Origin of the sequence: Luteibacter sp. 621, assembly GCF_050435445.1 — a bacterium.
Classification (GTDB): Bacteria; Pseudomonadota; Gammaproteobacteria; order Xanthomonadales; family Rhodanobacteraceae; genus Luteibacter.
Map to the genome: position 1 here is coordinate 17,453 of NZ_JBNDKI010000031.1, position 22,443 is coordinate 39,895.

Below are 22,443 nucleotides of genomic sequence, written 5' to 3' on the forward strand. Positions count from 1 at the left end.
ACCAACGGTCCCGTATGTACTAATGCGGAGTGGCGATGATGCGGCGAGGCAGGAAAATCCTGGCGTGGGTGATGGGCATCTTCCTGCTGCTGATCATCGCGATCATCCTGTTCGTCGCTTTCTTCGACTGGAACCGGCTGAAGCCCACGATCAACGAAAAGGTCTCCGAGGCCATCGGCCGGCCGTTCGCCATCCAGGGTGACATCACCGCGCACTGGGCACGCGAGCCCGGCGAGGGTGGCCTGGTAAGCCTGATCCCCTGGCCGCACTTCACCGCTCGGGACATCGTCGTGACCAACCCCAGCTGGGCGAAGAACGGCCGCTTCGCCCACCTCGATACCCTCGATTTCCGCCTGGCGCCCTTCCCGCTCATCAGCCACCGCATCGTCGTGCCCGAGATCCGCCTGGGCCAGCCAGCGATCGCGCTGGAGCGGCGCAAGGACGGGACGAACACCTGGACCTTCAAGCTCCCCGAGAGCAGCGGCCCGTCCGAGTGGCAGCTTGAGCTCAATGCCATCGCCTTCGACAAGGGCCACATCGATTTCAACGATGCGCAGATGCAGATCAACATGGGCATCGACGTGACGCCGCTGGGCAAGGGCATCCCGTTCGACGAGATCATGGCGCAGCAGGAGAAGGATTCGCGCGCGCAGGCGAACAAGACCACCGGCGCGACCTCGAAGCAAATGGCGAAGAGCGACGCCGACGAGAAGGACCGCCAGGACGAGACCAAGAAGAAGCAGGTGTACCTGTTTGCCTGGGATGCCAAGGGCACCTACAAGAAATCCACCGTGGAGGCGAAGGCGCGCACCGGCGGCGTGCTCGCACTACGTGATGCCAACCGTCCCTTCCCGGTCCAGGCCGATGCACGTTTTGGCGATACCCATGTGGCCTTCGTGGGCACACTTACCGATCCGATCAACATGGGCGCGCTGGATATCCGCCTGTGGTTCTCCGGCACCAGCATGTCGCACCTGTACGACCTTACCGGTGTCACCCTGCCCGATACCCCGCCCTTTGCGACCGAAGGCCACCTCAAGGCGAACCTGAAGAAGAACAACAGCACCTTCGTCTATGAAAACTTCACCGGCAAGGTCGGCGGCAGCGACCTGGGCGGCACGCTCACCTTCAACACGGGCGGCGCGCGCCCGAGCTTGGTGGGTAACCTCAAATCCAACCAGCTGCTCTTCAGCGACCTGGCGCCGCTGGTCGGCGGTGGCTCGGATGCCGAGAAGGCCGAACGCGGTGACGTGAAGAAGCAGCCTTCAGACAAGGTGCTCCCGGTCGAGCCGTTCAAGACGGACCGCTGGAACGCCATGGATGCCGATGTGCATTTCGTGGGCGCGAAGATCGTGCATGGCGAACGCCTGCCGATCAGCAACGTCGAAACCCACCTGATCATGAAGGATGCGGTACTTACGCTGGATCCTCTGAAGTTCGGTGTTGCCGGTGGCACGGTGGGCAGCAATCTTCGCCTCGATGGCTCGGCCGAACCGCTGAAGGGCCGCCTCAACCTCGGCGCCCGCCACCTCAAGCTGAAGGAACTGTTCCCCACCTTCGCCCCCATGCAGACCAGCTTCGGCGAAATGAATGGCGATGCCTCGTTCACCGCCGTGGGCAACTCGCCGGCCGCCCTGCTCGGTTCGTCCAATGGTGAACTGAAGTTGCTGATCAACGACGGTGCCGTGAGTTCGTCGCTGCTCGAGCTGGCGGGCCTCAACGTCGGCAGCTATGTCGTGAACCGTTTCTTCGGCGATGACGTGGTGAAGATCAACTGCATGGCGGCCGATCTGGTCGCCACCAATGGCGTGATGGAATCGAAGGTGTTTGCGCTGGATACCGAAAAGGCCCTGATCAACGTCAACGGCGATATCAACTTCAAGGACGAGAAGCTGAACCTGGATATCGTGCCGCACACCAAGGGCTTCCGCGTCTTCTCGCTGCGCTCGCCGCTGTACGTGCATGGCACGTTCGCCAATCCATCGCCGGGCGTGCATGCCGGCCCGCTGATCCTGCGCGGCGGTGGCGCGGTGGCCTTGTTCTTTGCCGCCCCGGTGGCAGCGCTCGCCCCGCTGATGGTGCCGGAGAGCGGCAAGGCCAACGCCGTGACCTGCCAGCCGTTGCTGGATGACCTGAAGAGCGCCCCACCCAAGGCCCCGCCGCCGGGGAAGACCAACGCGAAGTAACACGGCGATGACGCAGATGGCCGTCCAACGGGTAAAGTGCGCGCATGCTGCCGACCCGAAAAGCCCTCTTCCAGATCCACTTCTGCGTCCTGCTCTGGGGCTTCACGGCCATCCTCGGCAAGCTCATTACCCTGGCCGCCCTGCCGTTGGTGTGGTGGCGCATGTTGCTGGTCTCGGCCGCGCTGCTCTGCGTGCCACGGGTGTGGCGCGGTTTGCGTGCGACACCGCCGCGCCTGTTGCTGATCTACGCAGGGATCGGGGTGGTCGTCGCACTGCACTGGCTTACTTTCTACGGCGCCATCAAGCTGGCCAATGCATCGGTGGCGGCCACCTGCATTGCCATGTGCCCGGCGTTCCTGGCCATCGTCGAACCGTGGATCGCCAGGCGTCCGTTTGAACCCAGGGAACTGATGCTCGGCGCTGCGGTGATTCCAGGCGTCGCGCTGGTCGCTGGCGGGCTTCCAGGCGATATGCGCCTGGGTCTGGCGGTGGGCGTGCTCTCTGCCCTGTTCGTCGCCTTCTTCGGGGCATTGAACAAGCGCTATATCGAGCATGCGGATTCGCTGACCGTGACTTGCGTGGAGTTGGGCGCAGGCACGCTGTTTCTTACGCTAGCCGCGCCGTTCATGCCGGGCCCCTCCTTCGTGCTGCCTAATGGGCACGATGCGGCGCTCATGGTGGTACTGGCCTTTGGCTGCACGTTGCTACCGTTCGCGCTGGCGCTATCCGCGCTGCGCCATCTCTCGGCTTTCGCTACGCAGATGGTGACGAACCTGGAGCCGGTGTACGCGATCCTGCTGGCCATTCCCCTGCTGGGCGAACAGCGCGAGCTGGGCTGGGCGTTTTACCTTGGCGTGGCGGTGATCCTGGGCGCGGTGTTTGCGCATCCGTTCCTGCATAAGGGGGAACGGGCCGAGGCTTCGGACCTTGTGGCGCCGTGAATCGCGAGCAAGCTCGCTCCTACATAAGACCTGCCCTGCACCTGTAGAAGCGCGCTTGCGCGCGATGCGGCGCAGCCGTTACCCGGGCCTGCCTTGCACTCGCGGTCGCGCTTACGCGCGGCCGCGGGCTTTCATGGTGCGGGCACGGCGCGCACGCTGGGCCGAGGACCGGCCTGAACCCTTTTTACGGGGTGACGAACGCTTGGCCTGCGGGCGCGGGCGGGAAGGCATGGCGGGAATCTCCGGGGGAACGACGGCCGGGAGAGCCGACTGTGCGGCCCTCCCGGTGAAAAACCCGCTAAGGGGGTGTCAGATAAGTTTGATTTCGCGCAGACGTTCCTGAAGGTACTCGTGGGCCGTGATCGGCTCCGGGTAACGCTTCGGGTTATCCGGCGTCACGCACGACGGCAGCACATCCAGCACCACATCCGGGTTCGGGTGCAGGAAGAACGGCACCGAGTAACGCGGCTTGCGGGCGGCATCGCCGGCCGGGTTGGTCACGCGGTGCGTGGTCGAGGGGTACACATGGTTGGTGAGACGCTGCAGCATGTCACCGATGTTCACCACGATGGCGTCGCCTTCGCTGGTGATAGGCAGCCATTCGCCCTCGCGCGTGAGCACTTCGAGGCCCGCGGTGCTGGCACCGACCAGCAGGGTGATGAAGTTGATGTCCTCATGGGCGCCAGCGCGCACGTTCGGCACATCGGTCTGGGTAATCGGCGGGTAGTGGATCGGGCGAAGGATGGAGTTGCCCGAGTTCACCTTGTCCTCGAAGAAGGTCTCCGGCAGGTCGATGTGCAGGGCCAGGGCGCGCAGGACGCGGCTGCCGAGCTGGTCCAGCGCCTGGTAGATACCGTAGCCCTGCGCCTTGAAGGTGGGCACCTCTTCCGGCCACACGTTCGGCGGCATCACATCGGCGTACTTCGAGTCGCGCGGAATCTCGCGGCCGATATGGAAGAACTCCTTCAGGTCGGCGAACTTCGAATCCTTGGCGGTTTCCACCTTGAACGGGGTGTAGCCGCGGGCGCCACCACCACCGGGGATGTGGTACTTGCGCTTCACGTCATCGGGCAGGGCAAAAAAGGCCTTGAAGGCATCGTAGGCGCCATCGATGGCTTCCTTGGGGATGCCATGGCCGCTGATGCAGCAGAAACCGAATTCGCGGTAGGCCGCGCCCAGTTCGGCGACGAACGCCTCACGGTCGGTCTCAAAACGGCGGATATCGAGGGTAGGAACCTGCTTCATGGTGTGACCTGCTTTCGGGCATGAAAAAGCCGGCGCGGGGTAACCGCGCCGGCCGGAGGCGTCAATTGGGCTCAGGCGACGGCCTGGGCTGCTGATTTTACGGCGTTAGCCAGCTGCCCCGCCAGCCGTTCCACTTCCGCGGCATCGGCAGCCTCGATCGTGACCCGCACCAGGGGTTCGGTGCCCGAGGCACGCAGCACCACGCGGCCGCGGCCCTCCAGGGCGGATTCCACCTCGGCGAGGGCCTGCCGGACCGTATCGGAACCCAGGGCCGCCTTGGCGCCTTCCACGCGTACGTTGACCATCGTCTGCGGCAATTTGACGAGCCCGGCGCGGGCATCGGCGAAGGTCTCGCCCGCTTCGGCCAGTGTCTCCAGCAGGGCCAGCGCGGCGACGATGCCATCGCCGGTGGTGAAGCGGTCCAGGCACAGCACATGGCCGGACGTTTCGCCGCCGAGGACGCCGCCATGTTCCTTCAACTGCTGCAAAACGTAGCGATCGCCGACGTTGGCGCGGATGAACGGGATCTCCATCTGCTTCAGCGCGCGCTGCAGGCCGTAGTTGCTCATGAGCGTGCCGACCACCGGGCCAGGCAGTGAAGCCTTCTTCTTCCAGTGGCGGGCGATGACATAGAGCATGTCGTCGCCATCGGTCACCGTGCCGTCCTTGTCGACGACGCGGACGCGGTCGCCATCGCCATCAAACGCGATACCCAGGTCGGCGCCCTTCTCCACGACGGCGCGGGCAAGCGCTTCGGGCGAGGTGGAACCGACGCCGCGGTTGATGTTCAGGCCATCGGGCTCGGCGCCGATGGTGGTCACCGTGGCGCCCAGGTCGGTGAAGACCATGGGCGCGACCTGGTAGGTGGCGCCATGGGCGCAATCCAGCACGATGTGCATGCCGGCCAGCGAAAAATCATCCGACACGGTGGACTTGCAGAATTCGGCGTAACGGGTGACCGCGTCATCCACGCGCTTCGCCTTGCCCAGGGCCTCCGAGGGCACCGTGGCGAAGTCCGCCTCGAGCTCAGCCTCGATCTCGGCCTCCAGCTCGTCATCCAGCTTCTCGCCCTGGCCGGAGAAGAACTTGATGCCGTTGTCCTGGTGCGGGTTGTGCGAGGCGCTGATCACGATGCCCGCATCGGCGCGCAGGGAGCGGGTCAGGTAGGCCACGCCCGGGGTGGGCATGGGGCCGAGCAGGCGTACATCGGCGCCGGAGGCCACCAGGCCGGCTTCCAGGGCTGACTCGAACATATAGCCGGAAACGCGTGTGTCCTTGCCGATCACGACCATGACCTTGCGCGAGTGGTCGCGGCGATCGGGCCCGGCGCCGGACGGGCGTTTGTCGGCGGCGCGGCGGCGCGCCAGCACGGCGCCAGCGGCACGGCCCAGGCGCAGGATGAAGTCGGCGCTGATCGGGTAGCTGCCCACCTGGCCCCGGATGCCGTCGGTTCCGAAGTATTTACGTTCGCTCATGGCTCTAACTCCTTCCTGGGACGGGGATGATACCCCTCCTCCGGTGAAGCGAAAGCCCGGCCATCGCACAGGCCGGATGGTGTAGGAGGCCTGGCGGCTTACTCGTCGTCGGGCCAGCGGGGCATGGCGGGCTTATCCACGCGCGGGGCGGTATCGCCGGCCTTCACGGCGTGCCAAACGGCGAGGGCATCCACAGTGGGGGCCACGTCGTGCACGCGGAGAATGACCGCGCCGCGCTGCGCCGCGATGAGTGCCGCGGCGACGGAGCCGGCGGCACGGGCGGCGGGTTCGGAGCGGCCGGTGATCTGGCCGATCATGCTCTTGCGGGACAGGCCAATGAATACGCCGGCGCCCAGTTCGGCGAAGCGGGCCGTGGCGCGCAACAGGGCCAGGTTGTGTTCCAGGTTCTTGCCGAAGCCGAACCCCGGATCCACCAGCACCTTGCGCCGGTCGATGCCGGCCAGCTCGCAGGCGAACAGGCGATCGGTGAGGAAGCGGTGCACTTCGCCCACCACATCGTCGTACTGCGGATCGGCCTGCATGCTGCGCGGCTCGCCCTGCATGTGCATGAGGCATACCGGCATGCGCAGCTCAGCGGCTGCATCCAGCGCGCCTTCGCGGCGCAGGGCGAATACATCGTTGATCAGGCCTGCGCCCGCGCCCACCGCGGCACGCATGACCTCGGGCTTGGAGGTATCGATCGAGATGGGCAGCGTGGTCGCCGCGGCCAACCGCTCGATGAGCGGCACCACGCGACGGATTTCCTCTTCGGCGGAGACATCCTCGGCACCCGGGCGGGTGGATTCACCGCCCACGTCGAGCAGGTCGGCGCCCTCTTCCGCCAGGCGCATGGCGTGCGCATAGGCCGCTTCCAGCGTGTTGTGCTGGCCACCGTCGGAGAACGAATCCGGGGTGACGTTGACGATGCCGGCGATGCGAGGGCGATCCAGCACCAGGGCACGGCCGTTGCAGTCCAGCGAGGTGGCGAAGAGATCCATGCGCTCAGCCCGGCTGGGTGCCGCCGATGGCACCCATGAAGCGGCGGTAGTAACGCAGCTCGTCGATGGAATCGCGGATATCGGACAGCGCCGTATGCGCGGAATCTTTCGAGAAGCCCTTGGCGATCTCCGGCGACCAGCGGCGCGACAGCTCCTTGAGCGTGGACACATCGAGGTTGCGGTAGTGGAAGAAGCGCTCCAGCTTCGGCATCTCGCGGTGCAGGAAGCGGCGATCCTGGCAGATGGAATTGCCGCACATGGGCGACTTGCCTGCCGGCACCCACTTCTGCAGGAACGCGATGGTCGCGGCCTCGGCCTCTTCGGGCGAGGCATCCGATTCCACCGCCCGGCCCCACAGGCCCGAGCGCTGGTGCTGGTTGCGGTTCCACGCATCCATCTGCTGCAGGCGGGCATCCGCGTGGCTGATGGCGTACACCGGCCCCTCGGCTAGCACGTTCAGATCCTTGTCCGTCACAACGGTCGCGATCTCCAGGATGGAGTCGTTATCCGTGTCCAGCCCGGTCATTTCCAGGTCGATCCAGATGAGGTTGTCGTCGTGCGCTAGCGTCATGGGAGCTCCTTTGTATCAGGCAGTCTACCTCGCCCTCGCCTCCCCCTGCATGCGATGATGGCGTGATGGCCGAACCGACCTTCTTCTGGCACGACTACGAGACCTTCGGCGCCGACCCGCGGCGGGACCGCCCCAGCCAGTTTGCCGGCATCCGTACCGACGCCAACCTGGCGATCGTGGGCGAGCCGGTGATGGTGTACTGCAGGCCGCCGCGCGATATGCCGCCGCAGCCGGCCGCCTGCCTGATCACCGGCATCGCCCCCCAGCTTACCGAGCGTGAAGGCCTGTCCGAAGCGGATTTTGCCGCCGTGGTGCACGAGCAGCTGGGCATGCCCGGCACCTGCGGCGTGGGCTACAACTCCCTGCGCTTCGATGATGAGTTCACCCGTCACCTGCTGTATCGCAATTTCTACGAGCCGTACGCCCGCGAGTGGGAGAACGGCAATTCACGCTGGGACCTGATCGATCTGGTGCGCCTGTGCCAGGCCCTGCGCCCGGAGGGCATTACCTGGCCCACGCGTGACGACGGCACGCCCAGCTTCAAGCTGGAGCACCTGGCCACCGCCAACCACCTGAAGCAGGACCGCGCCCACGATGCGCTCTCCGACGTGGAGGCGCTGATTGGCCTGGCTCGGCTGATCCGCACCCACCAGCCGAAGCTGTGGGACTGGTACTTCGGCCTGCGCCGCAAGCAGCGCGTCTTTGAACTGCTCGATGTGGCCGCCATGACGCCGGTGGTGCACGTCTCCTCGCGCTACCCCGCCAGCCGGCAATGCCTCACGGTCATCGCCCCCCTGGCCGCGCATCCATCGCGCGCCGGCGAGGTGATCGTGTACGACCTCACGGCAGACCCCACCGACCTGCTGAGCCTGGACGATGGCGATGTGGCGGACCGCGTCTTCACGTCGCGGGCGGACCTGCCCGAAGGCGTGGAGCGGATCGCGCTGCGCACCGTGCGCGCGAACCACGCGCCGGCACTCGCCCCACTCTCCGTGCTGAAGGGCGTGGACCACGGCCGCCTTGGCCTGGACATGGCGCGGGTCGAGACGCACCTTGCGATGCTGCGCGAAGCACCAGGCCTCGCGGAGAAGCTGCGCCGCGTTTACGGCCACGCCGCTGACATGCCCCCGGCCGGCGACCCTGAGCTCGCCTTGTATGGCGGTTTCCTGCCCGACGCTGATCGCCGCCTGCTGGCCGAGGTGCGCGCCACGCCGCCCGACCAGCTGGGCAGTGGCCGCTTCACCTTCCGCGATCCGCGCTATGGCGAGCTGCTGTTCCGTTACCGCGCCCGCAACTGGCCCGATACGCTCACCGTGGATGAGTACGCCCGCTGGGAGGCCTTCCGCGTCGATCGCCTCACCCGGCATGGCCCGCTCACCACGCTGACCCTTGCCGACTACACCACCGAACTGGCCACCCTGCGCCTGATGCCCGGCGCACCCCTGCCCCTGCTCGATGAGCTGGACGCATGGGGCGAATCCCTGCTCTGAGCCCTCTGCACCCATGCCGCATACCGCCTATTTCACGCCCGCCACCTTCAAATTCTTCAAGGCGCTGGCCCGTAACAACAGCCGCGAATGGTTCCAGGCGCACAAGGACGACTACGAGCGCCACGTGCGCGAGCCGTTCACCGCGCTGATCACCGATATGCAGGCACCGCTGGCGAAGATCAGCCCGCACTTCCGCGCGGATCCGCGCAAGGTCGGCGGCTCGCTGTACCGCATCCACCGCGATACGCGCTTTGCCAATGACAAGCAGCCGTACAAGAACTGGCAGGGCTCGCGCTTCTTCCACGAGCGCCGCCACGAGATCCAGGCCCCTGGCTTCTACCTGCACATCCAGCCGGGCGAGTGCTTCGTCGGTGGCGGCATGTGGCATCCGGAACCGCCGGTACTGAAGAAGCTCCGTGAGTTCCTTTCGGATAACCCGGATGCCTGGAAGCGTGCGACCCGCAGCAAGGCGTTCCAGGACCGTTACTCGTGGTGGGGCGAGAGCCTTACCCGGCCGCCGCGTGGGTTCGATGCAAACCACGAGTTGATCGAAGACCTGAAGCGGAAAAACTTCGCCGCCGGACAGGATTTCGACGAAGCCATGGCCTGCTCCACCGAGCTTCTGCCGTTCGTGGTCGACAGCTTCAAGCGTCTGGCGCCGATGGTGGATTACCTGTGCGCGGCGCAGGAACTCGAGTTCTAACCGAAGCCTGAAGTCGGTGCGCGGACGAGCTACCCCTCGTAAAGCTCCACCGGCAGGTCATCGGGATCGGCGAAGAACGTAAACCGCTTACCGGTGTACTCATCCACCCGGATCGGCTCGCACACCACACCGTGCGCCTCGATCCGCGCCACTGCGGCATCGAGATCATCCACCGCGAACGCGATATGCCGGAGGCCCTGGGCCTCCGGCCGCGATACGCGCGGCGGGGGTGACGGGAACGAGAACAGCTCGATCTGCACCCCAGGGCTCACTTCCAGATCCAGCTTCCACGAATCGCGCGCCTCGCGGTACACCTCGTGGATCACTTTCAGCCCAAGCACGTCCGTGTAGAACGCCTTCGAACGCGGGTAATCCGAGCAGATAATCGCCACGTGGTGGATCGCTTTCAGCATCGTGCTCATGCCTCGTGGAACGGAAAGGCGAGCACATCGGCGATGCGGTCGGTGTCAGCCAGTACCATCAGCAAACGCTCCACGCCCAACGCCACGCCGGCGCAATCGGGCATCTTGCCCAGGACCGCCAGCAGTTTCTCATCCAGCGGCACCTCGTGCTGCCCGCGCTCGCGCCGCACGGCGTTGTCCCGCTCGAAACGTCCGCGCTGTTCCTTCGGATCGTTGAGTTCGTGGTAACCGTTGGCCACCTCGTACGGGCCCACGTACACCTCGAAACGCTCAGCGACGGGCGGTTCGACCTTGCGGATGCGCGCCAATGCACACTGCGAGGCCGGGAAATCCGAAACGACGGTAACGCGGTCGCGGGGGAACGTCGGCTGGATGCGATGGGTCATCAGCAGGTCGAGCCAGTCGTCCCGGGTCAGGCCCTCGCCATTGATGTGCACATCACCGAGGGCGGCGCGCAGCGTCTCCACCGGATCGGTAAGCGCATCCACCCCCAGCGCATCGTGGAACAGGCCCCGATAGGTCGTTTCCACGATCTCGAAATTGCGCCCCGCTTCGAGCAGCAACTTTTCAAGCAAGTCCAGGACCTCGCGCGCCAGTTGGCTATGGTCCCAGCCCACGCGATACCACTCCAGCATGCTGAACTCGGGGTTGTGCCGCCCACCGGCCTCGCCATCGCGGAACACACGCCCCAGCTCGTAGCAATCGCCCAGGCCCGCGGCGAGCAGGCGTTTCAAAGGGAACTCCGGCGAGGTGCGCAGCCAGCGTTGCGCCGGGCCGGCATCCACATGCCCGCTGAAGCGGGTGTGGAAGCTCTGGATGTTCGGATCGGTATTGCCGGCCGCGGAGAGCATGGGCGTCTCCACCTCCAGCACGCCACGCTCGGCGAAGAACGCGCGGATGCGCGCGTACGTGGCCGCACGCAAGCGCAGGTGCTTCATGTCGCGGCTCACGGCCCCACCCCGTGCTCAGTGAGCAGCGCGATCAGGTCGGCCTCGGTGTGCACCGGGATGCCCAACTCGTTGGCCTTGTCCAGCTTGGAACCGGCGGCCTCGCCAGCGAAGACACCCGTGGTTTTCTTCGATACCGAACCGGCGACTTTGGCGCCGAGAGACTCAAGCCGCTCGGTGGCGTCATCCCGCTTGAGCGTTTCCATGGTGCCGGTAATCACGTACGTGTGGCCCTCCAGCGGCAACGCGGCGGCAGATTTCGCCGGCAGCGCCTCGAGCAGCGCGCGCATCGCCCAGTCATTGCGGGCGAGTGCTTCGGCGTTCTTGGGATCGGCCAGGTACGCCGTAAGGTTCGATGCGGCGGCCTGCGGCACGCCCGCCACAATCCACTGGTGTTCGCTGGCCTTCACCAGCGCCTCCAGCGAGGCGTACTGCTTGCCAAGCAGTGCCGTACTCTTCGGGCCCAGCTTCGGGATCTTCGCCGAATCCAGCAGCACATCCAGGCCCAGGCGGTCGCGCAGCTTGGGCGATGGCGCGCCTTCGTCGGCAAAGGTGATGCCGGCCGCCAGCAGCGCATCGACGACCTTCTCGTTGCCTTCCTGCTCGAAGAAGGTGGCGATGGATGTCGCGACCTCGTCGCCGATATCCGGCAGCACGCGCAGCACGGGGGCCGGGGTGCGCCTTACCACCGCCAGCGAACCAAGCCACAGCGCCAGCGTCTTCGCCGTGCTTTCGCCGATATGCATGATGCCCAGGCCAAACAGGAACCGCGGCAACGTGGACGTCTTGCTGGCCTCGATCGATTCGACCAGGTTCTCGGCCCACTTGGTCGCGACCTTGCCCTGCTTCACCGTCTCCGGCGTGGTGCCGTCACGCTCGTCGGCGCGGCGCTTCATGTCGATGAAGCGTTCCACGGTGAGGCTATACAGATCGGCTGGGGTCTTCACCATGTCGAACTCGACCAGCGCATCGACGAAGCGATCGCCCAGGCCGTCGATGTCCATGGCACGGCGCGAGGCGAAGTGGATCAGGGCTTCCTTGCGCTGCGCGGCGCAGATCAGGCCGCCCGAGCAGCGATACGCCGCCGCACCTTCTTCGCGGATGAGTTCCGAGTTGCACACCGGGCACGTGGCCGGCATGTGCCAGGGCACCGTGCCTTCCGGGCGGCGGTCTTCGACGACACGGGCTACTTCGGGGATCACATCGCCAGCACGGCGCACGATCACGGTATCGCCCACGCGCACATCAAGGCGTGCGATCTGGTCGGCGTTGTGCAGCGTGGCATTGGTGACCGTCACGCCACCCACCTGCACCGGCGTAAGTCGGGCGACCGGAGTCGCCGCGCCGGTACGGCCGATCTGGATCTCGATGCCCTCCACCGTGGTCATCTGTTCCTGCGCAGGGTACTTGTGCGCGATGGCCCAGCGCGGCGCGCGCGAGACGAAGCCCATGTCGTGCTGGCCTTCGTAGTCATCCAGCTTGTAGACCACGCCATCGATGTCGTACGGCAGGCTGTCGCGCTTGGCGCCGATCTTGCGGAAGTAGGTGATGAGGCCCTCGAAGCCCGCGGCCGTCGAGACTTCAGGCGACACGGGAAAGCCCCACTCGCGCAGCTTTTGCAGCGTAGCCGAATGCGTGTCCGGCAACTCACCGTCTTCCACGCGGCCCACGGCATACGCGAAAAATGCCAGTGGCCGCTTTGCGGTGATACCCGGATCCAACTGGCGCAGTGAGCCGGCTGCGCCGTTGCGCGGATTGGCCAGCGGCTTTTCACCGGCCGCGCGAGCGCGCTCATTGAACGCCTCGAAGCCCGCGCGCGGCATGATCACCTCGCCACGCACCTCAAGGACGCGTGGCCAGCCCTCGCCACGCAAGCGCAAGGGGATGGCCTTCACCGTACGCAGGTTGGCCGTGACATCCTCGCCCACGGCACCATCGCCGCGCGTCGCGCCCTGCACGAATACCCCGTTCTCGTAGCGCAGGCTGATAGCCAGGCCATCCAGCTTGGGCTCTACCGAGAACACCGGCCTGCTGCGGCCCAGGGTCTGCTCGATGCGGCGCTCGAAATCGGCGACCTCGCGATATTTTTCGCGATCGGTGTCGCCTTCGGTCTCGAACGCGTTACCCAGCGAAAGCATGGGCACTGCGTGGGTCACTTCAGCAAAACCACCGTGCGCCCGCGCCCCGACACGCCGCGTGGGCGAATCTTCGCTGGCCAGGTCGGTGTACTGGTTTTCCAGCGCCTCGAGCTCACGCATGAGCTTGTCGTACTCGGCGTCGGCGATATCCGGATCATCCAGCACGTGGTACCGGTAATTCGCGTCCTCGATGCGGCGGCGAAGGTCAGCGGCACGCTCGGCGGCGTCGATGGGGGCGATGGCTTGGGGCATGTGCAGGGTCCGTGATGAATGCGCGGGCGGACGCGACCTTAAAGGGTCGGCCGAAGACGCGCCAAAAGCAATATCCCCGTTCCGCTATAATGGCTTGGCCATGCCTGCCGACGACGTCATCGATAACCCCAAAGCCGCCGACGTCCACGCCCTGCCCACCGACACGCCCGCCCTGGCACCGGCCGGGCCCTCCAGCAAGGCCCGCTACCGTGGCCTGATCTGGCTCGTGGCCGCCGGGTTCTTCATGCAGGCGCTGGATTCCACCATCGTGAACACGGCGGTGCCTTCCATTGCCAATGCTTTGGAGGTCACGCCGCTTAGCATGCGCACGGCGCTCACCAGCTACGTGCTCACGCTGGCGATCTTCATCCCCATGAGCCCCTGGCTGTGCGATCGCTTCGGCACGCGCAAGGTCTATGGCGGTGCCATCCTGGTCTTTGCGCTGGGCTCGCTGCTGTGCGGCATCGCGCAATCGCTGCCGCAACTCGTGGCGGCGCGCATCGTCCAGGGCCTGGGCGGCGCCGCCCTGATGCCGGTGGGGCGCTACGTCCTGGTGCGCAGCATTGACCGGCGCGAGTTCGTGAGCGCCATGAGCACGGTCGCGACGTTTGGCCTGCTCGGCTCAGTGTTTGGGCCACTGCTTGGCGGCGCCATCGTTGAATTCACCCACTGGCGCCTGATCTTCCTGATCAACGTGCCCGTGGGCCTGGTGGGCCTGTGGCTGAACCGGCGCGAGATGCCCGAGTTCCGCCTGGACCAGGCTAACCCGTTCGATACGCTGGGCTTCCTGCTGTTCGCTGGCACATCGGCGCTATGCCTGCTGGTCGCCGAAACCCTGGGCGGCCACGGTGAAGCGATGTGGATCGCGGCGTGCGCCGCCGGTGCCGCCGTGCTGGGCACCCTGTATGTGCGGCACAGCCGCCGCGTGGCATTCCCGGTCAGCGACCTGTCGCTGCTGAAGGTGCGCAGCGTGTGGGTATCGCTGGCAGGCAACCTGTTCACCCGCCTTGGCGTATCGGGCATGTACCTGCTGCTGGTGCTGTTCCTGCAGATCGGCTGTGGCTGGTCGCCGTTGGTGGCGGGCCTGATGATGGTGCCGCAGGCGCTTGGCTCGATCACCGTGAAACCCTTCATCCATCGCCTGATCACGGCGTTCGGGTACCGCCGCCTGCTGCTGGGCAACACCATCCTGGTGAGCCTGGTGCTGTGCTCGTTCGCCCTGCTCGATACCGATACGCCAACCTGGATCATCGCCTCGTTCGTGTACGTCTACGGTGCGGTGATGTCGGTGCAATACACCTCGATGAACACGCTGGCTTACGTGGATGTCGACGTGAAGCAGGCTTCGATGGCCTCGTCCATGGCGTCAACGGCGCAGTACCTTTCGATGAGCTTTGGCATCGCACTGGCCACGCTGCTGATGGCCGGCTTCCTGGGTTCGTCGGACAAGCATCCGTACGTGTGGGCGTTCCGCTGGTCGGTGATCGTGCTGGGCCTGATCACCCTGGCCGCGAGCTGGGTGTTCAGCCGGTTGCGCGATACGCGCGTACCGCGCACAGCCACCGAGGCAAAGCTCGCCACCGCCGACGAATAACGGCTACCCTCGGGAGGCCGCGCTCCCCGGCGGCGTCGGATCAGGAACGATCACCATGCACGACTCGGCAGGCATCCTGCTTACCCTTTTCATCATCTTCGTTGCCGCGCAGATCGGCGGCGAGATCGCGCAACGCCTTAAATTACCTTCGGTTGTCGGCGAGATTGCGGCCGGCTGCGCCATCGGCCCGAGTGCGCTGGGCTGGGTCACCCTGCCCGATATCGCGGTCGGAACGCCCCTGGATGTGCTCGCCGAAATCGGTGTGATCCTGCTCCTTTTCTCAGTTGGCCTGGAAACACGGCTGGATGACCTGAAGAAGGTCGGTGCCAGTGCCTTCCTCGTCGGCGTACTGGGCGTGTTTATTCCCTTCGCCTTGGGCGCGCTATGGGCGCATGGCTCGGGCTTCGACTGGATCCGCTCCATGTTCGTCGCCGCGGCATTCGTCGCCACGTCGGCAGGCATCACCGCACGCGTGCTGCAGGAACTGGGCGTGCTGCAACGGCAGGAGGCGCGGATCATCCTGGGCGCCGCGGTCATCGACGACATCCTGGCCATGTTGCTGCTCGGCGTCGTGTCGTCGCTGCAGGGGGGGGGCAACGTGGATATCGGCAGCCTGGCGGGCACGCTGCTTGGCGCCATTGGCTTCGTCGCTGTCATCGGCTGGGGCGGCACGCGGGTGATGCGGCGCGGATCGGGATGGCTGGAGAAGCCTTCGAACCCCATGTCCGTGCTGGCCATCGTGTTGGCGCTGTGCCTGGGCCTGGCCTACCTCTCCATGCGTTTCCACCTGGCCGCCATCATCGGTGCCTTCCTCGCCGGCATGATCGCCTCGGAGACCCGCCAGCGGCACCAGCTCGAGGAGCAGACGGCGCCGCTGCTGGCCTTCCTCACCCCGTTCTTCTTTGTAGTGACCGGCGCGAAGGTAAACCTGGCGGCGCTGGGCAACGCCAGTGCCCTGCTCGCACTGCTCGTCGTGACCCTGATCGCCATCATCTCGAAGCTGGCAGGCGGCTTTCTCGGCGCCCTGAAGCTGGGCAAGCGCGGAGCCACCATCGTCGGCTTCGGCATGGTGCCGCGTGGCGAGGTGGGCGTGGTGATCGCCAGCCTGGGGCTGGCCGCCGGCGTGTTCGATGAAACGATCTACGCGGTGATCGTGGCCATGTCGCTGCTCACCGCCATGGTGACACCGCCCATTCTCGCGTTGCTGCTCAAAAAGCCCGCATAACCGTTGTAGGAGCGCGCTTGCGCGCTCCTACACAGACTTTGAGTGCTGGTAGGCCAGGAGCGCATCTTCGCGGCTGGCCTTGAGGTCCACGATCGGCGGCGGGTAGCCGGATGCCTTCAAGTACTTCTCGTCTTCCCAGGGGGCGTGCACGAGGCGTCCCGGGGCATCGCGCAACTCAGGCACCCAGCGCCGGATGTACGCCCCATCGGGGTCGAACTTCTCCGACTGGGTCACCGGATTGAAGATGCGGAAATACGGCGCGGCATCCGCGCCACTGCCCGCCACCCACTGCCAGCCCATCGCGTTGTTGGCCAGGTCGGCATCGACCAGGGTGTCCCAGAACCACTTCTCCCCCAGCAGCCAGTGCTGGCGCAGGTTCTTCGTCAGCAGGCTGGCAACCAGCATGCGTACGCGGTTATGCATCCAGCCCGTTGCCCAGAGCTCACGCATGCCGGCATCGACGATCGGAATGCCGGTCTTGCCCTGCTTCCAGCGGCGCAGCGCATGGGCGTCACGCTTCTCCCAGCGGAACGCATCGAACTTCGTGTTGAAGTTCTTTTTCGGCGTATCGGGGAAGTGCCATAGCAGGTGGTGGCCGAATTCGCGCCAGCCAAGCTGACGCAGGTACGGCTCCAGGTCGGGCACGTTCTTGCGCCGTGCGAAATGCGCGCGCAGGCGCTCGGCGACCTGGCGCGGCGAGATCTCACCGAAATGCAGGTGCGGGGAGAGCCGTGAGGTACCGTGCCGCGCCGGCAGGTCGCGCCCACTGGTGTAATGGCCCACCGCGTCATCGGCAAACAGGCTGAGCATGTCGTGCGCGCCCTCCTCGCCCGGCGTCCACTCGTCGAACCCTTTAGCCCAGTCCAGCGTCGGCAAAAGCGCGAGATCGTCCAGCGCGGCCGACGTCGCCAGCGCCTCCAGGCGCAGCGGCGAGGGCTCCTCCAGCGGTCCCTGCGCATCGATCCGCGTGCGCAGGTTGCGCCAGAACGGGGTAAACACCCGGTATGGCTCATCCTCCTTCGTGGCGATCTCCCACGGATCGCACCAAAGGTTCGCATTGAACGAGGCCACATCGATGCCATCCGCCTCGAGCGCCTTGCGCACCTGGGCATCCCGCTTGCGAATCGCCGGGTCGTAGAGAAGATTGAAGTAAACAGCCGTCGCGCCCGTGGCCTTGATGGCCTCGCGCAACGCCCCCAGCGTGCCCCCGCCCCCTGTATTTGCTCGCTTGCGCGCGATAACGATCTGCAGCGCACCCCGGTGCCGTCGCAACCCCTTATCCAACGCCGCCAGCGAGTGGTGCAGCCACCACCGGCTAGCCGCACCCGGCGCCCACTCCCCTTCCTCATCCGGGGCATGGACGTAGAGTGGAATAACCCTGTCATGGCCTTCAACGGCCGCCACCAGGGCGGGATTATCTGCAAGACGAAGGTCGCGGCGGAACCAGACGATAGCGGTAGTCATCGGCGTAGTATCCACGCTGTTCGTGAAATGCGAATGCCGATCCCTTTCTATTCAGATTGAATGCTTAGACTGTGCGTACGCGCGGTCCCTTTCCCTGCCTGGCCCCGCGAAAAGGAGATCCTCATGAACCTCAAGACCATCCTCGGCATCCCCATGGCCGCCCTGCTCGCCGCTGCGGTCGCTACGCCGGCGGCGGCGGTGACCCTGACCCGCCCCGATGGCATCTACGTGCGCTGCGACCAGTGCGGCGTGGTGCAGCGCATCGATACCAACATCACCCAGGGCCGTGACCACGGCACCGCGGGCGCCGTGATCGGCGCGATCGCCGGTGGCGTGCTCGGTAACCAGGTCGGCAAGGGCAAGGGCAAGACCCTCGCCACGGTCGGCGGCGCGGTCGGCGGCGGCTTTGCCGGCAACGCGATCGGCAAGGGCGGTGGTGGCGAGAACTACACCCTGAGCATCAAGATGGGCAACGGCCGCTACACCAACGTCACGGTCAAGGATGCCTCGGGCATCCGCGAGGGCGATACCGTGGTGGTCGACGACCAGGGCAACGTGCAGCGCGTGCAGTAAGCGGCCCACGTTTGCGACAAAAAAGGCCGCGATCACTCGCGGCCTTTTTTTCGTCTGAGAAACCGATGGCTCGGGAGAGTCACTGACTTAACGCACCGCGCGAACCTTCGCGGCAACGGCATCCCAAAAGGCCTCGGGCACCACCGCCCGCACCGGTACACGCCACCAGTTCGCCCGCGCGAACGGCAGGCATTTCACGGCATCCTTGTCTGTCATCAACACCGGGCACCCATCCGCGAAGGTAAAATCCCCGCTCGTAAAAGCATGGTGGTCCGAGAACGGATGGCCATCCACGGCGATGCCATGCGCGGCAAGGCTGGCGAAGAAGCGCGATGGATTCCCGATGCCCGCGACCGCATGCGCCGGGCGGCCGGCGAAATCGGACAGTGGCGCCGAGAGGGTCGGGTCATCCAGGTTCACCGCCAGGCCGCCTTCCAGCCGCATCGGCACTTCGTGGGCTTGCGGCGTACCACCGTTGACCACGATGAAATCCACCGAACCCAGACGGGCCGCAGGCTCGCGCAGCGGCCCTGCCGGCAACAAATGGCCATTGCCGAGGCGGCGTTCGCCATCGATGACGCAGATCTCCACGTCACGACCCAGGCGATGGTGCTGCAGGCCATCGTCGGCGAGCACCAGGTCACAGCCCGCATCGATAAGCAGCTGCGCTGCCTCCGGTCGTTCCCGGCCGATCGCGACAGGAATGTCGTACTGGCGAATGAGCGAGGGCTCGTCGCCGACCATCGCCGGGGCGTCCGTCTCCTTGATCAGGTACGGTCCGCGCTCGGTACCGCCGTAGCCGCGGCTGACCACGCCAGGCCGGAACCCCCGTTCCGCCATGGCCTGGGCCAGGGCGATGATGAGTGGTGTCTTACCGGTGCCCCCGACGGTGATGTTACCGACGACGATGACAGGCACCGGTAGCCGGACAACTTTCGACGGATCGGCACGAAAGGCCTCCTCGCGGCGGCGCACGACGTTCGCATACAGCGCCTCGAGCGGCCGCGCCCACCACGGTGGGTGACCCACGCCATACCAGCGCCGTTGTAACGACCCGCCCAGGGCCATGCTCAGCTCGCCGCGACCTGTTCGTGGAACTGCATGCGATGCAGGGCGGCGTACTGGCCGCCCATGTCGAGCAGTTCACGATGCGTGCCCAGCTCCACGACCCGGCCCTGCTCCATGACAGCGATCTGGTCGGCGTGTTCGATGGTGGACAGGCGGTGTGCGATAACCAGCGTGGTGCGATCGCGCATGAGCCGGGTCAGCGCATCCTGGATCAGGCGTTCCGACTCGGTATCCAGCGCGCTGGTGGCTTCATCCAACACCAGGATGGGCGCGTTCTTCAGGATGGCCCGGGCGATGGCGATGCGCTGGCGCTGGCCACCGGAAAGCGAGTTACCGCCCTGGCCGATACGGGTGTTGAGCCCTTCGGGCAGGCGCTCGATGAATTCCATGGCATTGGCGGCCTTCGCCGCCGCCGTGATCTCGGCCTCGGTCGCATCGGCCATTTCGCCATACGCGATATTGGCGGCAACCGTATCGTCGAACAGCACCACGTGCTGGCCGACCCACGCAATCTGCTTGCGCAATGACGGCAGCGTGTAATGCGTGTAATCGCGGCCATCGATCAGGATGTGGCCCTTAGTCGGCTCGTAGAAGCGCGGCAGCAGGCTCACCAGGCTGGATTTGCCGCTACCCGAACGCCCGACCAGCGCCGTGACCGTGCCGGGGGCGCAGGCCAGCGTAACGCCGCGCAGCGCGACGTGCTCGTTGCGCTCGTACACGAGGTGGATGTCTTCGAAGCGGATATCACCCTTCGTGCGCTCGAGCACTTCGGTACCAGTATCGACTTCAGCCGGCTGATCCATGATCTCGAACAGATCCTCGGCCGCCGTGACGCCCTTCTGCAGGCTGGCCTGGATGCCGGCGAGCCGCTTCAAGGACGGCATCATGGCGCCCATGGCGGTGAGCACCGCGGTGAAGATGCCGGGCGAGATGTGGTCGAGAATGTCCGGCCGCGTGGCCAGGAACACCAGCATGGCCAGGGCCATGGCGCCCACGGTCTGGATAGTGGCGCTGGAGGCGGCGCTGGTAGCGGAGACTTTCAGGTTCAGGCGGCGCTGGCGCTCGGCGACTTCGCCGAAGCGTTCCGCTTCACGTGTCTGCCCGCCGTAGATGCGCACTTCGCGGTTCGCGGCCACGGCCTCTTCCACCGCGCTGGTGACCGTGCCCATGTTGCCCTGGATGCGCTTGCTGATCTTGCGGTAGCGGCGGCTGATGACCGTCACCAGCGCCACCACGCACGGCACCAGCACCAGCAACGCCATGGTGAGGTACGGGCTGTAGTACAGCATGACGCACAGCATGCCGATGACCGTGAAGCCTTCGGTAATGGCCACTTTCAGCGAATCAGCCGATGCCGCGGCCACCTGTTCGCTGGTGTACGTCACGCGCGATATCTGCTGGCCGGACGGCTCGCGGGCGAAGAACGCCGACGGCAGGCGCAGGTAAGCGGCAAACACGTCGATGCGCATGGCCTGCACCACGTTGCGGCCCACATAGGCGATGCCGTAATCGGTGATGTACGAGGCGACGCCACGCACCAGGAAGATGCCGATGATCCAGATCGGCATCCAGAAAATCGTTTCCGGATTCTTGTCGACGAACAGGTTGTCGATCATCGGCTTGAGCGAGCCGGTGAACACCGACAGACAGACCGGATCGATGATCATGCCGATGATGGCGATATAGCCGGCCGTGCGGAAACGTCGCGTATAGGTCAGCAGGCGCTTATAGGTCGCCCAGGTCCGGGCATCCCAGACCCGTACCTTCTTGGAGGGGGCGCTCACTTCGCGCCCGCCGTCTCGGCCGGCGTGGTGGCAATGGAAAGCCGGGTGAAGCCAAGCTGGCCCAGCGCATCCATCGCGCGCACCACGTTCTGGTGCGGCGTGAGCGCATCGGCGCGAATCACCACCAGGCGATCGTGGTTGTCGCCACCCACGCGCTCGATCGCGCTCTTGAGCGGATCGATGCCCTCGCCCATCACTTCGTCGCTGCCGACGGAGTAGTGGCCGTCGCGATCCACGACGACGGTGAGTGCGTTATCAGTGGACTCACGCGCCTCGGCATCGGCCTTGGGCAGGTTCACCTTGAGCCGGGAGTGTTCGACAAACGTAGTGCTGAGCACGAAAAACATGAGCAGGGTAAGCAGGACGTCGATCAGCGAGATGACGTTGATCTCGAAATCGTCCTCACGACGGGCACCGATACGCATGGATCAGCCAACCTGCGCCGGGGCTTGCGCATCGGTGGCACGGCGGCGCGGCGCGGGTGCGCGAGCGGAGAGATCATCGAGTAGCGCGGTGGCCTCCTTTTCCATCTGCACCACGTAGCCGCTCACCTTCGAACGGAAGTAGCGGTGCAGCACGTAGGCGGGGATGGAAACGATAAGGCCGAACGCCGTGCAGATGAGGGCTTCGCCGATACCGCCGGCCATCTTGGTCGGGTCGCCGATACCGCCGGCCATGACGTTCATGAACATGCGAATGAGGCCGATGACCGTGCCAAGCAGGCCAAGCAGCGGCCCGATGAGGGCAACGGTGCCCAGCGTGTTGAGGTAACGCTCCATGCGGTGAACCACATGGCGGCCGGTATCCTCGATCCGTTCCTTGATGATGTCGCGCGGACGGTCACGCACGGCCAGGGCGCCGGCGAACAGCTCACCGAGCGGCGAACCCTTTTCCAGGGCGGCCAGGTGGGCCGCATCGAGCTGCGAGGAGCGCGCCCATTCGCGTACTTCCGCGCCCAGGCCCGGCGGCAGGACCGCCGCACGGCGCAGGGCCCAGAAGCGTTCCAGCACGATCGCAAGCGCGACAAGGGAGCAGATGAGGATGGGCAGGAGCGCCCAACCGCCGGCAAGAAGGATCTCGAGCACGTGAACCCCAAGGGTACTTAATCAGTCAGGCCCGCATGATAGCAGGGCCCGGGAGGGGGACTGAGTCGGCCTTCACACTGGCTGAACGTAGGGGATTGCGGGCAGGCCCATCAGCGTTGGCCGACGCCATGTAGGAGCGGGGGGGGGGGGGGGGGGGGGGGGGGGGGGGGGGGCGTGGGGGGGGGGGGGGGGGCCCCCCCGCGGGGGGGGGGGGGGGGGGGGGGGGCCGCCCGCGGGGGGGGGGGGGCCCGCGCGAGAGAGGGGAGGGAGCGGGGGGCGGGG

The 22,443-nt window shown here is 65.9% G+C and carries 19 protein-coding genes; 7 read left to right on the forward strand and 12 right to left on the reverse strand.

The genetic code is table 11. The features are described 5' to 3' along the window. The first annotated feature begins 35 nt into the window (after positions 1 to 35). On the forward strand, positions 36 to 2,186 hold the full coding sequence (locus ABIE56_RS21795) for an AsmA family protein (protein ID WP_429245909.1): 2,151 nt from the start codon (positions 36 to 38) through the stop codon (positions 2,184 to 2,186). Positions 2,187 to 2,230: 44 nt separating this feature from the next. Then, positions 2,231 to 3,127 carry a DMT family transporter gene (locus tag ABIE56_RS21800; protein ID WP_429245910.1) on the forward strand — a complete coding sequence of 299 codons (897 nt, stop codon included), beginning with the start codon at positions 2,231 to 2,233 and terminating at the stop codon, positions 3,125 to 3,127. 309 nt (positions 3,128 to 3,436) lie between these two features. On the opposite strand, the gene ABIE56_RS21805 is transcribed toward ABIE56_RS21800, so the two are convergent. The 4 genes from ABIE56_RS21805 to orn form a co-directional block, all read right to left on the reverse strand. Beyond that, complete coding sequence (locus tag ABIE56_RS21805) at positions 3,437 to 4,372, reverse strand: isopenicillin N synthase family dioxygenase (RefSeq protein ID WP_429245911.1); 936 nt, start codon at positions 4,370 to 4,372, stop codon at positions 3,437 to 3,439. Positions 4,373 to 4,443: 71 nt separating this feature from the next. Next, positions 4,444 to 5,847, reverse strand: a complete 1,404-nt coding sequence (gene glmM / locus ABIE56_RS21810) for a phosphoglucosamine mutase (RefSeq protein WP_429245912.1) — start codon at positions 5,845 to 5,847, stop codon at positions 4,444 to 4,446. Positions 5,848 to 5,945: 98 nt separating this feature from the next. Beyond that, positions 5,946 to 6,845, reverse strand: a complete 900-nt coding sequence (gene folP / locus ABIE56_RS21815) for a dihydropteroate synthase (protein ID WP_429245913.1) — start codon at positions 6,843 to 6,845, stop codon at positions 5,946 to 5,948. 4 nt (positions 6,846 to 6,849) lie between these two features. Beyond that, positions 6,850 to 7,416: an oligoribonuclease gene (gene orn, locus ABIE56_RS21820; RefSeq protein WP_429245914.1), complete on the reverse strand. Its 567-nt coding sequence runs from the start codon at positions 7,414 to 7,416 to the stop codon at positions 6,850 to 6,852. Between the two features lie 65 nt (positions 7,417 to 7,481). Here orn and sbcB point away from each other — a divergent pair, with 65 nt between their 5' ends. After that, entirely contained in the window at positions 7,482 to 8,906 is a 1,425-nt protein-coding gene (sbcB, locus tag ABIE56_RS21825; protein WP_429245915.1) for an exodeoxyribonuclease I, read from the forward strand. Positions 8,907 to 8,919: 13 nt separating this feature from the next. Next, positions 8,920 to 9,609, forward strand: a complete 690-nt coding sequence (locus ABIE56_RS21830) for a DUF2461 domain-containing protein (RefSeq protein WP_429245916.1) — start codon at positions 8,920 to 8,922, stop codon at positions 9,607 to 9,609. A 29-nt stretch (positions 9,610 to 9,638) separates the two neighbouring features. Here ABIE56_RS21830 and gloA2 read toward each other — a convergent pair whose 3' ends face one another. From gloA2 to ligA, 3 genes are read right to left on the reverse strand one after another with little or no spacing between them, the layout of a single operon-like run. Next, positions 9,639 to 10,031, reverse strand: a complete 393-nt coding sequence (gloA2, locus tag ABIE56_RS21835; protein ID WP_429245917.1) for an SMU1112c/YaeR family gloxylase I-like metalloprotein — start codon at positions 10,029 to 10,031, stop codon at positions 9,639 to 9,641. Next, a complete protein-coding gene (gene epmA, locus ABIE56_RS21840; protein ID WP_429245927.1) occupies positions 10,028 to 10,969 on the reverse strand; it encodes an EF-P lysine aminoacylase EpmA in 942 nt (313 codons plus the stop codon). The genes gloA2 and epmA overlap by 4 nt, the downstream gene beginning before the upstream one ends. An 8-nt stretch (positions 10,970 to 10,977) precedes the next feature. Next, the gene (ligA, locus tag ABIE56_RS21845) at positions 10,978 to 13,368 is read right to left on the reverse strand and encodes an NAD-dependent DNA ligase LigA (protein ID WP_429245918.1); all 2,391 of its coding nucleotides are present in this window, start codon (positions 13,366 to 13,368) and stop codon (positions 10,978 to 10,980) included. Positions 13,369 to 13,468: 100 nt separating this feature from the next. Between ligA and ABIE56_RS21850 the strand changes: the two genes are divergently transcribed. After that, on the forward strand, positions 13,469 to 14,962 hold the full coding sequence (locus ABIE56_RS21850) for an MFS transporter (protein WP_429245919.1): 1,494 nt from the start codon (positions 13,469 to 13,471) through the stop codon (positions 14,960 to 14,962). A 55-nt stretch (positions 14,963 to 15,017) separates the two neighbouring features. Beyond that, the gene (locus ABIE56_RS21855) at positions 15,018 to 16,187 is read left to right on the forward strand and encodes a cation:proton antiporter (protein ID WP_429245920.1); all 1,170 of its coding nucleotides are present in this window, start codon (positions 15,018 to 15,020) and stop codon (positions 16,185 to 16,187) included. 27 nt (positions 16,188 to 16,214) lie between these two features. Here ABIE56_RS21855 and ABIE56_RS21860 read toward each other — a convergent pair whose 3' ends face one another. Next, positions 16,215 to 17,651: a cryptochrome/photolyase family protein gene (locus tag ABIE56_RS21860; RefSeq protein ID WP_429245921.1), complete on the reverse strand. Its 1,437-nt coding sequence runs from the start codon at positions 17,649 to 17,651 to the stop codon at positions 16,215 to 16,217. A gap of 123 nt (positions 17,652 to 17,774) precedes the next feature. On the opposite strand from ABIE56_RS21860, the gene ABIE56_RS21865 reads away from it, so the two are divergent. Then, a complete protein-coding gene (locus ABIE56_RS21865) occupies positions 17,775 to 18,224 on the forward strand; it encodes a glycine zipper 2TM domain-containing protein (protein WP_429245922.1) in 450 nt (149 codons plus the stop codon). Positions 18,225 to 18,311: 87 nt separating this feature from the next. Here ABIE56_RS21865 and lpxK read toward each other — a convergent pair whose 3' ends face one another. The 4 genes from lpxK to ABIE56_RS21885 are packed head-to-tail and all read right to left on the reverse strand — an operon-like array spanning position 18,312 to position 22,161. Further along, positions 18,312 to 19,292 carry a tetraacyldisaccharide 4'-kinase gene (gene lpxK / locus ABIE56_RS21870; protein WP_429245923.1) on the reverse strand — a complete coding sequence of 327 codons (981 nt, stop codon included), beginning with the start codon at positions 19,290 to 19,292 and terminating at the stop codon, positions 18,312 to 18,314. Between the two features lie 2 nt (positions 19,293 to 19,294). Continuing rightward, positions 19,295 to 21,076 carry a lipid A export permease/ATP-binding protein MsbA gene (msbA, locus tag ABIE56_RS21875; protein ID WP_429245924.1) on the reverse strand — a complete coding sequence of 594 codons (1,782 nt, stop codon included), beginning with the start codon at positions 21,074 to 21,076 and terminating at the stop codon, positions 19,295 to 19,297. After that, positions 21,073 to 21,501 carry an ExbD/TolR family protein gene (locus ABIE56_RS21880; RefSeq protein ID WP_429245925.1) on the reverse strand — a complete coding sequence of 143 codons (429 nt, stop codon included), beginning with the start codon at positions 21,499 to 21,501 and terminating at the stop codon, positions 21,073 to 21,075. The genes msbA and ABIE56_RS21880 overlap by 4 nt, the downstream gene beginning before the upstream one ends. Before the next feature lie 3 nt (positions 21,502 to 21,504). Beyond that, positions 21,505 to 22,161, reverse strand: a complete 657-nt coding sequence (locus ABIE56_RS21885) for a MotA/TolQ/ExbB proton channel family protein (RefSeq protein WP_429245926.1) — start codon at positions 22,159 to 22,161, stop codon at positions 21,505 to 21,507. Positions 22,162 to 22,443 lie beyond the last annotated feature (282 nt).

Bases quoted from the DNA above. Each gene is read 5' to 3' on its own strand.
- ABIE56_RS21800 (WP_429245910.1), top strand. From the start codon at position 2,231: ATGCTGCCGACCCGAAAAGCCCTCTTCCAGATCCACTTCTGCGTCCTG.
- ABIE56_RS21865 (WP_429245922.1), top strand. From the start codon at position 17,775: ATGAACCTCAAGACCATCCTCGGCATCCCCATGGCCGCCCTGCTCGCC.
- folP (WP_429245913.1), bottom strand. From the start codon at position 6,845: ATGGATCTCTTCGCCACCTCGCTGGACTGCAACGGCCGTGCCCTGGTG.
- lpxK (WP_429245923.1), bottom strand. From the start codon at position 19,292: ATGGCCCTGGGCGGGTCGTTACAACGGCGCTGGTATGGCGTGGGTCAC.
- ABIE56_RS21855 (WP_429245920.1), top strand. From the start codon at position 15,018: ATGCACGACTCGGCAGGCATCCTGCTTACCCTTTTCATCATCTTCGTT.
- ABIE56_RS21805 (WP_429245911.1), bottom strand. From the start codon at position 4,372: ATGAAGCAGGTTCCTACCCTCGATATCCGCCGTTTTGAGACCGACCGT.
- glmM (WP_429245912.1), bottom strand. From the start codon at position 5,847: ATGAGCGAACGTAAATACTTCGGAACCGACGGCATCCGGGGCCAGGTG.
- ligA (WP_429245918.1), bottom strand. From the start codon at position 13,368: ATGCCCCAAGCCATCGCCCCCATCGACGCCGCCGAGCGTGCCGCTGAC.
- ABIE56_RS21795 (WP_429245909.1), top strand. From the start codon at position 36: ATGATGCGGCGAGGCAGGAAAATCCTGGCGTGGGTGATGGGCATCTTC.
- ABIE56_RS21880 (WP_429245925.1), bottom strand. From the start codon at position 21,501: ATGCGTATCGGTGCCCGTCGTGAGGACGATTTCGAGATCAACGTCATC.
- epmA (WP_429245927.1), bottom strand. From the start codon at position 10,969: ATGAAGCACCTGCGCTTGCGTGCGGCCACGTACGCGCGCATCCGCGCG.
- sbcB (WP_429245915.1), top strand. From the start codon at position 7,482: ATGGCCGAACCGACCTTCTTCTGGCACGACTACGAGACCTTCGGCGCC.
- ABIE56_RS21850 (WP_429245919.1), top strand. From the start codon at position 13,469: ATGCCTGCCGACGACGTCATCGATAACCCCAAAGCCGCCGACGTCCAC.
- ABIE56_RS21860 (WP_429245921.1), bottom strand. From the start codon at position 17,651: ATGACTACCGCTATCGTCTGGTTCCGCCGCGACCTTCGTCTTGCAGAT.
- gloA2 (WP_429245917.1), bottom strand. From the start codon at position 10,031: ATGAGCACGATGCTGAAAGCGATCCACCACGTGGCGATTATCTGCTCG.
- ABIE56_RS21830 (WP_429245916.1), top strand. From the start codon at position 8,920: ATGCCGCATACCGCCTATTTCACGCCCGCCACCTTCAAATTCTTCAAG.
- orn (WP_429245914.1), bottom strand. From the start codon at position 7,416: ATGACGCTAGCGCACGACGACAACCTCATCTGGATCGACCTGGAAATG.